14 protein-coding genes are annotated in these 12,609 nt (G+C 64.1%); 8 read left to right on the top strand and 6 right to left on the bottom strand.

Going from position 1 to position 12,609, the window contains the following annotated elements; translation table 11 throughout:
• Window positions 1-11: 11 nt before the first annotated feature.
• Window positions 12-1,124, bottom strand: a complete 1,113-nt coding sequence (locus tag TMPK1_RS10625) for an NADH:flavin oxidoreductase/NADH oxidase (RefSeq protein ID WP_420242983.1) — start codon at window positions 1,122-1,124, stop codon at window positions 12-14.
• 155 nt (window positions 1,125-1,279) lie between these two features.
• On the opposite strand from TMPK1_RS10625, the gene TMPK1_RS10630 reads away from it, so the two are divergent.
• Window positions 1,280-1,771, top strand: coding sequence for a GNAT family N-acetyltransferase (locus TMPK1_RS10630; RefSeq protein WP_420242984.1), 492 nt, complete (start codon window positions 1,280-1,282; stop codon window positions 1,769-1,771).
• On the opposite strand, the gene ampH is transcribed toward TMPK1_RS10630, so the two are convergent.
• The gene (gene ampH / locus TMPK1_RS10635; protein WP_420242985.1) at window positions 1,768-2,841 is read right to left on the bottom strand and encodes a D-alanyl-D-alanine-carboxypeptidase/endopeptidase AmpH; all 1,074 of its coding nucleotides are present in this window, start codon (window positions 2,839-2,841) and stop codon (window positions 1,768-1,770) included. The two genes, TMPK1_RS10630 and ampH, sit on opposite strands and share 4 nt — an antisense overlap.
• 93 nt (window positions 2,842-2,934) lie before the next feature.
• On the opposite strand from ampH, the gene TMPK1_RS10640 reads away from it, so the two are divergent.
• From TMPK1_RS10640 to TMPK1_RS10650, 3 genes are all read left to right on the top strand, one after another.
• Window positions 2,935-3,504, top strand: a complete 570-nt coding sequence (locus TMPK1_RS10640; protein WP_420242986.1) for a hypothetical protein — start codon at window positions 2,935-2,937, stop codon at window positions 3,502-3,504.
• Window positions 3,505-3,576: 72 nt separating this feature from the next.
• Window positions 3,577-4,491, top strand: a complete 915-nt coding sequence (locus TMPK1_RS10645; RefSeq protein WP_420242987.1) for an ABC transporter ATP-binding protein — start codon at window positions 3,577-3,579, stop codon at window positions 4,489-4,491.
• Window positions 4,491-5,996: an ABC transporter permease gene (locus TMPK1_RS10650; protein WP_420242988.1), complete on the top strand. Its 1,506-nt coding sequence runs from the start codon at window positions 4,491-4,493 to the stop codon at window positions 5,994-5,996. The genes TMPK1_RS10645 and TMPK1_RS10650 overlap by 1 nt, the downstream gene beginning before the upstream one ends.
• 92 nt (window positions 5,997-6,088) lie before the next feature.
• On the opposite strand, the gene TMPK1_RS10655 is transcribed toward TMPK1_RS10650, so the two are convergent.
• From TMPK1_RS10655 to TMPK1_RS10670, 4 genes are all read right to left on the bottom strand, one after another.
• A complete protein-coding gene (locus tag TMPK1_RS10655; RefSeq protein ID WP_420242989.1) occupies window positions 6,089-7,684 on the bottom strand; it encodes a long-chain-fatty-acid--CoA ligase in 1,596 nt (531 codons plus the stop codon).
• Between the two features lie 83 nt (window positions 7,685-7,767).
• Entirely contained in the window at window positions 7,768-8,622 is an 855-nt protein-coding gene (locus tag TMPK1_RS10660) for an isocitrate lyase/PEP mutase family protein (protein WP_420242990.1), read from the bottom strand.
• A gap of 13 nt (window positions 8,623-8,635) precedes the next feature.
• On the bottom strand, window positions 8,636-9,133 hold the full coding sequence (locus TMPK1_RS10665) for a methylated-DNA--[protein]-cysteine S-methyltransferase (protein WP_420242991.1): 498 nt from the start codon (window positions 9,131-9,133) through the stop codon (window positions 8,636-8,638).
• On the bottom strand, window positions 9,126-10,613 hold the full coding sequence (locus TMPK1_RS10670) for an AlkA N-terminal domain-containing protein (RefSeq protein WP_420242992.1): 1,488 nt from the start codon (window positions 10,611-10,613) through the stop codon (window positions 9,126-9,128). Before TMPK1_RS10670 ends, TMPK1_RS10665 begins: the two co-directional genes overlap by 8 nt.
• 324 nt (window positions 10,614-10,937) lie before the next feature.
• Between TMPK1_RS10670 and TMPK1_RS10675 the strand changes: the two genes are divergently transcribed.
• The 4 genes from TMPK1_RS10675 (at window position 10,938) to TMPK1_RS10690 (ending at window position 12,608) form a co-directional block, all read left to right on the top strand.
• A complete protein-coding gene (locus TMPK1_RS10675) occupies window positions 10,938-11,840 on the top strand; it encodes a LysR substrate-binding domain-containing protein (protein ID WP_420242993.1) in 903 nt (300 codons plus the stop codon).
• Between the two features lie 68 nt (window positions 11,841-11,908).
• The gene (locus TMPK1_RS10680; RefSeq protein WP_420242994.1) at window positions 11,909-12,046 is read left to right on the top strand and encodes a hypothetical protein; all 138 of its coding nucleotides are present in this window, start codon (window positions 11,909-11,911) and stop codon (window positions 12,044-12,046) included.
• 11 nt (window positions 12,047-12,057) lie between these two features.
• Window positions 12,058-12,231, top strand: a complete 174-nt coding sequence (locus TMPK1_RS10685; RefSeq protein WP_420242995.1) for a hypothetical protein — start codon at window positions 12,058-12,060, stop codon at window positions 12,229-12,231.
• Entirely contained in the window at window positions 12,228-12,608 is a 381-nt protein-coding gene (locus tag TMPK1_RS10690) for a VOC family protein (protein ID WP_420242996.1), read from the top strand. Before TMPK1_RS10685 ends, TMPK1_RS10690 begins: the two co-directional genes overlap by 4 nt.
• Window position 12,609 lies beyond the last annotated feature (1 nt).

Here is a 12,609-nt window from a genome sequence, read left to right on the forward strand (position 1 = left end):
TTGCTGGCCGCTCAGCGCGCGCCGCCGACCGTCTTGCCGAACAGCTGCTTCTGATCGCTGGGTTGCGAGCGCCAATATTGCGGCGGCGCATCGACTTCACCACCAAGCGTGGCAGCGGCGTGCCACGGCCAGCGCGGGTCGTAGAGCATGCCGCGCGCCAGTGCGACGAAATCGGCCTTGCCGCTGGCGATGATGTCTTCGGCTTGCTGCGCGTCAGTGATCAAGCCGACCGCCATCGTCGGCAGGCCGGTCGCCTTCTTCACCGCATCGGCCAGCGGCACCTGATAGCCGGGACCGACCGGAATTTTCTGCAACGGCGACACGCCGCCCGATGACGTGTCGATCCAATCGACATTGCGCTTCTTGAGTTCGAGCGCGAAGGCGATCGCCTGCTCGACGTCGAAGCCGCCTTCGACCCAATCGGTCGCCGAAATACGAATGCCAACCGGCTTGTCGGCCGGCACCACCGCGCGCACCGCGTCGAACACTTCGAGCGGAAAGCGCATGCGGTTTTCCAACGAGCCGCCATATTGATCGGTGCGCTGGTTGGCGAGCGGTGACAGGAACTGGTGCAGCAGATAGCCGTGCGCGCCGTGCAGTTCGAACGCATCGAAGCCAAGGCGCACCGCACGTTTTGCGGTCGCGACGAAGGCGTCGCGCACGCGCGCAAGCCCGGCCGCATCCAATGCAGCGGGCGCTTCTTCCCCGTCCTTGTGCGGAGCCGCCGACGGGGCCGACGTCACCCAGCCGCCTTGCGCGACGGGAATCTGCTGCCCGCCTTCCCACGGCACGTAGCTCGATGCTTTGCGTCCGGCATGGGCGAGCTGGATTGCGACTTTGCTTTTCGAATAGCGGCGGATTGCGGCCAGCACCGGCACCAGCGCCGCTTCGGTTGCGTCGTCATAGAGTCCGAGATCAGCCGGCGTGATCCGCCCGTCAGCTTCGACCGCGGTTGCTTCGACGAACAACAGACCAGCCCCCGATAGCGCCAGATGCCCGAGATGCAGCATGTGCCAGTCGGTCGCCCGCCCGTCTTCTGCGGAATATTGGCACATCGGCGAAACGACGATGCGGTTGGGCAAGGCGACGCCACGCAGATCGATGGGCGAAAACAAAGCGCTCATGGTCCCTCGGGAAAACGGATGAAGACGTGCCGGCTCGACGTAGAGGCTTGTGTGCCGCCGGCAAGGCGAACGGGCCGAGACATAGCAGGGTCGCGCGCCCGGATGGGGCGAGATGTGCGGTCTGCAGTCCATGCATCGGCCTATAGACTGCACCGATGCATGATTCGCTCCGCCTGCTCCCGGCAGAAGACGCACATTTCGATTGGATGATCGAAGAGGCTTCACCCCGCTACGGCTTGTCGCTGCCGCCGGGCGGCATCCACCCGGCCGACGTCCTGACCCTGCTGCGCAACGTCACGGCAAGCGTTCGGACCGCGCAACGTCCCGGCATGTACCTGATCGTCGACGCCGACGAAGTCGTCGGCCTCTGCGGCTTTCTGCGTCCGCCAACCGACGCGGGCGAAGTCGAGATCGGCTATGGCATCGCGGGCGCGCGGCAAGGTCGCGGCTTCGCAACCAGCGCAGTTCGCCTGCTACTCGACGAAGCTGCGCTTGATGCGGGCGTGCAAATCATCGTCGCGGGTACAGCGGTGAACAATCCGGCGTCACAACGCGTGCTCGAAAAGAACGGGTTCGACCGTTGCGGCGAAGGCCATGACGAAGACGACGGCCCGACCTATCGCTGGATGCGCGCGGCGCGGCGTTAGCGCGCCAACATCCCCGCCAGATCATTCACCTGCCGCGTCATGGTTTTCATCACCTCGCCATCGACCCGGGTCATGGCGATGAAAATGCCCAGATCGGCATCGGGCACCAGCACGATGTAGCTCATGAATCCGCCGCCGCCGCCGGTCTTTTGAATCAGCGCAGGATGATTTTCGTCGGCGGCTTGATGCAGCCAAGCGAGACCGATGCCGTCGATGGGGCCGGCAACGTCGAGTCCTTCTACGCTGGTCAGATCATTGCGCCGAACCTGCACCGCGTGCGCACGGCGATCGGCCGCAAGCTGGCTCTGCATCCAAAGGCCGATATCGTTGGCGGTCGAATAAAGACCGCCAGCACCAATACCGGGAAGCTGGTCGTTGCACGGCAGCGACGTGGCCGCACCACCCGCATCCATCAACCGCGCACATTGCGCCTCAGTCGGGGTGGCGGTCGTGTCGATCATGCGCAGCGGACCGGTCACGCGTTGCGCCAGAAGTTGCGCGTAGGGCGTGCCAAGCTTGTTGCCAATCGCATCGGCAAGCAGATCGAACGCGACGTTGGAATAGCGCGCGCTGCGTCCCGGCACCGGCAAGTTGGTCTGGCGCTCGAGCCAAAGCCAGCGCGCTTTCTCTGGTGACGGGTCGAGACCCTTGAGATCGGCCGAACGCGGCAGGCCGCTCGTATGCGTCGCGAGCTGGCCCAACGTGATCGCGGTTGGCACCTGTCGCCCCGCCGGCGCGTAGCGCTGCAACGGCTCGTCGAGATCGAGGCGCCCGTCCGACACGAACGTGCCAAGCAGATCGGCGACGAAAAGTTTCGAGGTTGAATTGATGCGCAGCAGCGACAGGCCGTCGGGCTTGCGTCCGCTGCCCGGCCGCGTCTCGCCATAGCCGCGCACTGTGCCGACGTGGTTGTGCACGATGGTGACGACCATGCCGCGCGCACCGCTATCGGTGAAAATCCGCTGCAGCTCGTTCTCCAGCTCGCTGCGCGGCAGGCGCTGCGCGGCCGCGTCGGACAGAACGAGCAGCGTCAGTAAGGCAGCGGTGCAGAATCGGGCAAGCAACATCATCAAGTCCTTGGGTTCCGGCGACCCTGTCACGGGCGGGTCGGGTTTACCCTGTTCTTCGGCGCAACCAACTTCATAGCGCGGCGTTGGCGCAATATGACCAGCCCCTCCGACGCGATCGTCCTGTTGCTGCTCTATGTCATGCTGCCGCTGTGGGTGGCGGTCGGCTTTGCCGATTATTTGTGCCACCGCGCAAGCAGCATCGAGACGACGGCCGGTCCGAAAGAATCCTGGTTGCATCTGGCCGGCTTGACCGAGCTGGGGATCCCGCTGCTGCTGGCGATGTTTTTCGAGATCAACGCGCTGGTGCTGGCGGTGATGATCGCGGGGTTGATCGCGCACGAGGTGACGATCATCTGGGACGTCGCCTATGCCTATGGCCGCCGCGTCATCACGCCGACCGAACAACATGTCCATACCGGGCTGGAGGTCCTGCCCTTCACCGCGTTTCTGCTGATCCTGCCGCTCCACTGGGATCAGTTCTGCGCCATGTTCGGATTTGGCCCGGCGCAGGCGCAATGGGCGCTGGTTGCGCGTCCTGAAAAACTGCCGCTGACCTACGTGATGATCGCGCTCGGCTCGGCGCTGCTGTTCGACATTCTGCCGTTCGTCGAAGAATTGGTGCGCGGCCTGCGCGTCCGACACAGCGCGGTTCGCCAGCGGTAGTCTCCGCACTTCGCGCTTTGACATCGCGCCAGAATTTCGCCTCTATATCGCAAGTCGGTAATGAGGCGTGAAATGAACCGTGTGGTCACGGCGACGTCGCTGATCAAGCGATTTGGCGCACTCGATGCGGTGCGCGACGTCAGTTTCGATGTGCCGCGCGGCTCGATCTGCGGCGTGCTCGGCCCCAACGGCGCTGGCAAGAGTACGACGTTGCGCATGTTGCTCGGCTTGATCGAACCTACGGCAGGCCGAATCGAAATTCTCGGCGCATCCAACGCGCTGGCCGTGCGCGAGCGGATCGGTTTTCTGCCGGAAGAGCGCAGCCTGTATCGACGGATGCAGGCGCGCGAAGCGATTGCTTACTTCGGTCGCCTCAAAGGATTGCGGGCCGACGTCGCGCGCAAACGCGCGGCCGCTTTGCTCGAAGCAAACGGGCTTGGCGACGCAGCATCCCGTCGGATCGAGGCGCTCTCGAAAGGCATGGCGCAGAAGGTCCAACTGCTTGCGACCATCGTGCATCAGCCCGACTTGCTGATCCTTGATGAACCCTTCTCCGGCCTCGACCCGATCAGCCAGGAAGGGCTCGAAGCCCTGCTGCGCGACCTCGCCGGCAACGGCACTACGATCCTCTTCTCGACGCACGTGATGCAGCACGCCGAGCGGCTCTGCGACCGACTGCTCATGATCGCGCGCGGCCGCAAAATGTTCGAAGGCACACTCGCCGAGGCGCGCGCTACCGTCCCTCGGCGCGTGCGCCTGCGAACCGTCAGCAGCACCGTGCAGAGCTTGACCGAACTCGCCAGCGTCATGCGCGTAACGCAGGAAGACGAGCCCGATCGCTGGCGGGTCGACCTGCGGGTCGGCAGCGATCCACAGACGCTGCTCGCTGCCTGTTTCGAGCGCCGTATCGAGCTGCTCGGTTTTGAGGCCGGCGATCCAAGCTTGCACGACGTATTCCTGCATCTCGCAGGACCGGAGACTGCGTAATGAAGCGCGTGCTGATCATCGCCCAACAGGAATTTCGGCAATTTGCGCTGACCAGGGGTTTCTGGATTGCGCTGCTGATGATGCCGATGCTGGCGCTGGCCGGCGCAACGGTTCCGCTGGTGCTGTCGAAGCAACGGGCGACCGATCCCTACGTCATCGTCGATCAGCAAGGCGGCTGGGCCGAGATCGTTGAAGCGGGCTTCGAGCGTAGTTGGCAACGCGAGCAGCTACGCGCCTTGGCCGAGTACGCACAGCGCTGGACGGACAGCACGCGGATGCCGGCTGCCCTGCCATCGGCTGGCAACAGCGCTGCCGAGCAGCTTGCAGTCGACGCCGCGCTGCGCGAGTTGCAGCCCTATCTCAAAGCCGGGGCGCCGCGCTTCGAACCACCCCGGCGTACATTTGAGCGGGTCGCACTGCCCGCCGACATCGATGCAAACACCGAGGCCACGCGTATTGGAACCGCGCTCGGACCCTGGCTGCGCGGTGAGCGACGCATCGAAACAAGTGGAGGACCGCGGCGGCTCGCGGCGGCGATTGTGATTCCGCGGGGATTCAGTGCCGCTCCCGGCGCGCCTGCGATCCAGATCTGGAATGTCAACGTGACCGACGACCGGATTGCGTCGGCGGTGCGCAGCGCGATCAGCGACGCGCTGCAGGCGCAAGCGTGGCAGGCGCATGGCATCACGGCGACCGAGGTCAACAACATCCGTGCGATCACGGCGCCGATGCAGAATTTCGATCCGGGAAAATCGGGTGATGAAAAGCGCGTCTCGATGGCCGACACGCTGGCGCGAATCTTTCTGCCGATCCTGCTCGGATTTTGTCTGTTCCTGTCGATCCAGACCGTGAGCGGCCGATTGCTGACCAGCACGATCGAGGAGCGATCGAGCAAGTTGCTCGACACGCTGCTGTCGAGCGTCACGCCCAACGAGCTGCTGCTCGGCAAGTTGCTGGGCATGGGCAGTGCCGGGCTGCTGATGATGACATGCTGGATTGGCGCGCTGATCGTGGCGATCCTGGTCGATCCGTCCTTTGCGCGAGGTGCTGGTGCGATTGCGCTGCAAGCGATCGTACATTCGCCGCTGCTTCTGGGCGCCGTGCTCTACTACCTGCTTGGCTTTTCGCTCTACGCGTCGCTGTTTCTCGCCGTCGGCTGCACTGCGCGCTCGATGCAGGAAGCACAAAGCCTGCTGTTTCCCATCGTCATGGTGACGATGGTGCCGTTCTTCACCGTGCAGCCCGTGCTGCAGGATCCCAACGGCCCGATTGCGGTCGCGCTGACCTGGATCCCGCTCTACACACCGTATCTGATGATCCTACGCTCGGCGGCGAGCCCGCCACTATTCCAGGTGATCGGTGCGACCTTGCTCTGCCTGGTCTTCACCGCACTGCTGATCGCGTCGCTGGGTCGGATCTTCCGCTGGTCGTTGATGGGCATCGAAGGTCGTCCCAATTTGCGCCGCATGATCGGCGCGGCGCTGCGGCCTGACACAGCACAGTAGAGCGGGCCGCTCGCTGCCGATTAAACGCTTTGCGCGCTGTCGCCACCGGTAAGTTCGAGTTCGGCACCGGCGAGGCCGCGATCGGTTACCGCTTAGCGCGACGCGAATTGTCGCCGCAGCTGCTTTTTGTCGATCTTACCGGTCGCACCCAACGGCATCTCGTCGACGAACTGCACCGCATCGGGCAGCCACCATTTCGCGACCTTGCCGTCGAACAGCGCCAGGAAGTCGTCCGCACAAGATTCCTTGCCGGCATGCAGCTGCACCAACAGCAGCGGACGTTCGCCCCATTTCGGATCCGGCGTTGCGATCACCGCAACGCGCGCTGCATGCGGATGCGAGGCGGCAATGTTTTCGAGCTGCTGCGAGCTGATCCATTCGCCGCCCGACTTGATCAGGTCTTTGGCGCGATCGGTGATCTGCACGAAACCTTGCGCATCGATCGTCGCGACGTCGCCCGTATCGAAGAAGCCGTCGTCATCGGTTGCGTCGCGATCGAAGCCGAAATAGCGCCGCGCGACGAACGGGCCGCGCGCTTTCAAATGCCCGACCTGTTCGCCGTCGCGCGCGACCGCGGCGCCGTCATCATCGGTCAAGGTCAGGTCGACGCCGAACGGCGGCCGCCCCGCTTTGCGCAACTGTTGCGGCTGCGCGTCCGGCGTTGCGGCGCAGACCGTGCCGACCGGCGACATCTCGGTCATGCCCCAGGCATGAATGCAGCGAATGCCGTGCGCTTCGAAGGCGCGAAAGATCGAGTCCGAACAGGCAGCACCGCCGACCAACACACGTTGCAGGCTGGCAAGGCGATGCGGCGCCGCGACGGCTGCCTGCAGCAATGCTTGCCACACGGTCGGTACGCCCAGCGCGTAGGTGACTTGTTCGCGTTCGATGAGGTCGAGCAGCGATTCACCGTCCAGCTTGGGCCCCGGCAAAACCAGCTTCGCGCCCATCATCGGCGCGGCAAAGGCAATGCCCCAGGCATTGGCGTGATAGAGCGGCACCACCGGCAGCACCACGTCGTTCGCCGATAGATTCAACGCGTCCGGCTGCGCGACGACGAAGGTGTGCAGCATGTTCGAGCGGTGCGAATAGAGAACGCCTTTGGGCTGCCCCGTCGTGCCCGACGTGTAGCAAAGGCCGCAGGCGCTGTTTTCGTCGAAGCCGCCCCAGCGGCACGTACCACGCTCGGCCGCGATCAACTCTTCGACGCACAGCGCCTCGTCCAGCGCCGGCATGTTGGCGCGATCGGTCAGCAACACGACGCGTTCGATCGACGGGCAGGCAGCGCGGATTGCGGGCACGATCGGCGCAAAACAAATATCGGCGAGCAGAAGACGGTTGCCGGCGTCGTTGGCGATCCAGCCGATCTGCTCGGGATGCAGCCGCGGATTGAGCGTATGGCACACCGCACCGATGCCCATGATTGCGTACCAGGCTTCGAGATGGCGCGCCGTGTTCCAGGCCAAGGTCGCAACCCGGTCGCCCGGTGCAATGCCCAAGGTCAGCAGCGCATCGGACAGGCGCCGCGCGCGTCCGTGCAGCTCTTCATAGGTGGTCCGGAGAATCGGACCTTCGACCGTGCGCGCGACGATCTCGCGTTGCCCGTGCCAGCGCGCCGCGTGATCCAGAATACGATCGACGGTGAGCGTCCAGTCCTGCATCAGGCCAAGCAACGTCGCGTCCTCCACGAGCCGGTTCGACTCGTATCATGACGCGTGCGCCGAAAGCGGCCAACGCAGATGATCGACGCGGCGGCCGAAGCCGCCGGAGGCTAGCGCGTGACCAGCGCTTGCAAGGCGGCGTAGTCGAGCGCCCCGCCCAGCACCGTGCGCGGATCGCCGGTTTCGAGGAAGGCGCGCGCCAATTGCGCTGCGTGACCAAAGGCCGATTCGGAGATCGCCGAACCGGCGCTGAGGCGACGGACGCCCAGCCGTTCCAGCGCCGACGCCGACGGTAGGCCCTGCCACGCCAGCACGTTCAACGGCAGGTCGATGCCCGCCACCAGCGCGCTGATTTCATCGGGATTGGAGACGCCGGCCGCAAAGATGCCGTTGGCGCCCGCATCCTGATAGCGCACGGCGCGACGGATGGTTTCGTCGACGCGGCGGTCTTCCGGCACCAGACGCTTCAAATAAACGTCGGTGCGCGCATTGACGAAGAGCGGCACGCCAAGACGTTCGCCCGCGTTGCGCGCCGCTTCGATTTTGCGGCACAGATTTTCGACGTCGCCATGCGCGTCTTCGAGATTGATGCCGACCGCGCCCGCATCGATCAGCGACGCAACGCTTTCGCCGACCTGTTTCGCATCTTCGCAATAACCGCCTTCGATATCGACCGACAGCGGCACGCGGGTGACGCGCGCGATGCTCGACACGGTTTCGTGGAGCAAGCGCATCGGCAGCTTGTCGCCGTCGGCATAGCCGTGCGCCCAGGCGACACCGGCGCTGGTCGTAGCCAGCGCCTTGGCGCCGACGCTTTCGATCACGCGCGCGCTGCCTGCGTCCCAAACATTGGCCAGCAGCAGAATGCCTTCGCGATGCAGCTGATGAAACAGCTGCGCGCAGGTCGGCTTCTGCGAACTCATCGACGGCCCTTTGAGCACAGCGTGATGAAGAACGGGTGCCATCAGACTTACGCCTTTACGCCAGGGTCACTTGCTCGTGCGTCAGCAACCATTGCTTCCGCGCAAGCCCGCCACCATAGCCGGTTAGAGATCCGTTGGATCCGATCACGCGATGGCACGGGACCACAATGTTGATCGGATTGCTGCCGTTGGCAAAGCCAACTGCACGCGTAGCTGTAGGGCGGCCGATACGTCGTGCCAATGCGGCATAGGTTGTCACCGTACCGCGCCGAATCTTGCGCAAATTGCGCCAGACCAGTTCCTGAAATGCAGTGCCGTTTGTCGCGACTGCAAGTTTGTCGATCGCGTCAAATGCACCATGGAAGTATGCATGCAACGCGTCGGTCACGACGGTGACGTTGCGCTCTTGCAGCTGCGGGAATTTTTCCCGCAGCTGCTGTTCCTTCTCGATCCAATCTGCAGCGGCCAAACGATCCGCCTCGTCGACGACAACGCACAACGCACCAAGCGGTGTTTGCATGCGATCGACAAAGAGGCGGCGTGCGTCAGGCATGCGTCGCCTGCGTTACACCAGGATCGGCTGCCCACAAATGTTGCGCAGCGTACGCACGCCACGGACGCCACGTTTCGGCACGACGCAGCAGATCCGACGCAGTCGGACGTTCGAGCGTATCGACGCCGGCGCTGCGCAGCAGGCCAACATCCCCCGCCGGAAACGCATCGGTTTCGGCCAGTGCACGCAGCGCGATGTAGTGTGCGGTCCAATCACCGATGCCGGGGATTGAGCTCAACCGTTCGACGGCTTCTTCGATGCTGCCGACGCGGCGGAACAGATTCGGATCGGCGAGCGCGGTTTCGGTCAACGACTTCAGCGTCTCGCGTTGCGGTGCCGGCAGGCCCAACGCTGCGAGATCGGCGGATGCAACCTGCTCCGGCGTCGGGAAGACGCGCGTCAGACCGTTTGTGCCGTCGCTGGTCGTGCCGCCCGCCATCGCAACCAGCTTGCTGGCAAGCTGGCGTGCCGCAACGACCGAGACTTGCTGGCCCATCACCGCACGCACTGCGAGTTCGAACCCGTCCCACGCACCCGGCGCACGCAGGCCCGGACGCAAGGCGACGAGCTTGGCCAACAGCGGATCGCGGGCAAGATGCTCGCTGATCGTTTCGATGTCGGCGCCGACATCGAACACGCGACGAACGCGCGCGACGATCGACGGCAAGGCACGCACGTCGGGGAAGTTGATCTTCACGCGAATGGCGTCATGCGACGGATCGTGCGTGACTTCGACCGTACCGGTCTTGCCGTCATGCAGAACCGTGCGGCGATAGCGGTCATGCGTGACCTGCTCGACGCCCTCGATCGCACGATGACCGAGGAAGTCGAGCATCGACTCCCAGTCATACGGCGGCTGATAGCGCAGGCGCAGCGTGATCCCGTCGCGATCGATTCCGGCCTGTTCCGACGCAGCGCCACGGCGCAAGGCGCTGGGCGGACGACGGAACAAGGTCTGGAAGGTTTCGTTGAAGCGACGCACGCTGCCGAAGCCGGACGCCAGGGCTACTTCTGCCATCGGCAGGCGCGTTTCCTGAATCAGCTGTTTGGCGAACAGAACGCGGCGCGTCTGCGCAACCGCGACCGGCGACGCGCCGAGATGCTGCTGGAACAGGCGGCGCAACTGACGCTCGCCAAGTCCGAGACGCGCAGCCAAGGCTTCGACACCGTTCTCATCGCCGTCGAGCGCGCCGTCGGCGATCAACGCCAACGCACGCGACACTGAATTTGACGTGCCGCGCCACGAAGCGAGGTCGGGCGCCGTTTCTGGACGGCACCGCAAGCACGGGCGGAAGCCCGCTGCCTGCGCTGCAGTGGCGCTACCGTGGAACGTGCAGTTCTCGAGTTTGGGCGTGCGCGCCGGGCAAACCGGACGGCAGTAAATCCCGGTCGAGGTCACACCAACAAAAAGCCGACCGTCGAACCGCACGTCGCGGCTCTGAATTACGCGGTAGCACGCATCACGGTCGAGCAGGTCCATAGGCGGGAGTTCGCATGTTTGCATAAGATGTGCTCGCGACTTTCGGACGTGGACAAAATTTCAAATACCGACAGGTACGGACTAGCGCGCGGCACGGATGTGGCTAAATATGCACACCAACACCTGCGCACGTGGGCAGGGGTAAGTTGGACTTCCCGCTGCGACCGCCCGGTCTCTGTCGGATCAAAGGTGCCGCCGAAGCCGGCGACCTAGGAATCGAGAAGTCCTGATCCCGCCCATAAGCTGACCTTTTGGCGCTTTGGTGCTCCGAGGTGTAATAAAGCGGACCTATTGGGCGGATCGCTCCGCGTTAGAATGGTTCTAATGCGCCTCAAACTTCCGGCACTCTCCTCCCTCCGCGCTTTCGAGGCGGCTTCACGCGCGATGAACTTCACGCGCGCGGCGGATGAGCTCGGCATGACGCAAGCGGCGGTCAGCTGGCAGATCCGGCAGTTGGAAGAGAGACTCGGTGTTCGGTTGTTTGCGCGCGACGGGTCGCGCTTGGCGCTGACCGCCTCGGGCGAGCGGTTGGCGCAACGGACGCAGCGCGCATTCGAGCTTCTCTACGAAGGTCTGCAGGAACTCGAAGCAGGTTCGACCTTGCGTATTACGGCGACGCAGACCTTGGCCGACTGGCTGGTCAAACGCCTGCCAAGGTTCCGGGACCAGCACCCGACAGTTGCCATCTCGCTCGAATCGACGCCGGAATTGCGCGACCTGCGCGGCGCCGATGCAGCCGACCTTGCTTTGCGCGGTGGACGCGGTGGCTGGGCTGGCGTCGATGCGTTCAAATTAATCCCGCAACTGCAGACGCCGATGTTGTCGCCAAGCCTGCTGGCACGCATCGGGCCGTTGAAAGAGCCGCGCGACCTGCTCAACTACGAACTCTTCCGCAACGAAGAAATGTGGGTGCTGTGGTTCCGCGATGCCGGCATGGCCGGCTGCAAGCCGCGCTACGCCGCAACCGATTATCTGACCATGTCACATCTCGCGACCTCGGCGATGGCGGGCCAGGGCGTTGCGTTGCTGAATCCGATCCTGTTCCGCCAGGAGCTCGAAGACGGACGGCTGATCCAGCCGTTCGATCTGACGATCGAGGCCGACAACGGATATTGGTTCGTGCACGCGCCCGAGCGCCGCAACGATCCCGCGATCGTCGCGCTGCGTGCCTTTCTCGAAGCCGAGATCGCCCAGGCGACCAATCGCTCCTCGGCCGCCGCGGCCTAAGCAGTCGCTCACACGACAGGCGCGTGCGCCTGCGCTACACTCGACGGTGCAACCGCCGGGAGCTGTCGATGGCCACCTTGTCTGCGCTGATCTTTGTCTGGATCACGTCGCTGGTTACCTTCACGATCTTTCTTGGCCCGCTGCTCATTCTGGCGCTGATCATCTATCTGATCGTTCGCAGCAAGCGCCAATCTCAATCGCACTGACGGGCAACATCATGGGCACGCTTGGTTGGATCGTTCTCGTCCTGGTGGTCGTTTTCGCCATCGCCTATTTCAGCATGCGCGAGCCGCCGCGCTACACGACCGCGCGCACCTATCAAAAGGACGGCGGCATGCTGCATCGCGGACCGGCGCCGGCGGAAAAATCTGACGAGGAGAAGCCGACATGATCGATCATCTCGGCATTCCGGTGACCGACTATGCCCGCTCGCTCGCTTTTTATAAGGCGGCGCTGGCGCCGCTTGGCGTGACGCTGCTGATGGACGTGCCGGCCGAATATACCGAGGCGAAACAGCCCGCCGCTGGCTTCGGCAAAGACAAACCGTTCTTCTGGTTTGGGCCAGAGAAACAGGTCGTGGGCCACGCCCATGTCGCCTTCATCGCGGCGTCACGCGCCGAGGTCGATGCGTTCTACAAGGCCGCGATCGCAGCCGGGGGACGCGACAACGGTCCGCCGGGTCCGCGCCCGCACTATGCGGAAAATTATTACGGCGCCTTCGTGCGCGATCCGGACGGGCACAATATCGAAGCGGTGCATCGCGGCTAAA

Origin of the sequence: Roseiterribacter gracilis, from assembly GCA_018332375.1 — a bacterium.
In the GTDB taxonomy this organism is placed as follows: domain Bacteria; phylum Pseudomonadota; class Alphaproteobacteria; order BOG-932; family Roseiterribacteraceae; genus Roseiterribacter; species Roseiterribacter gracilis.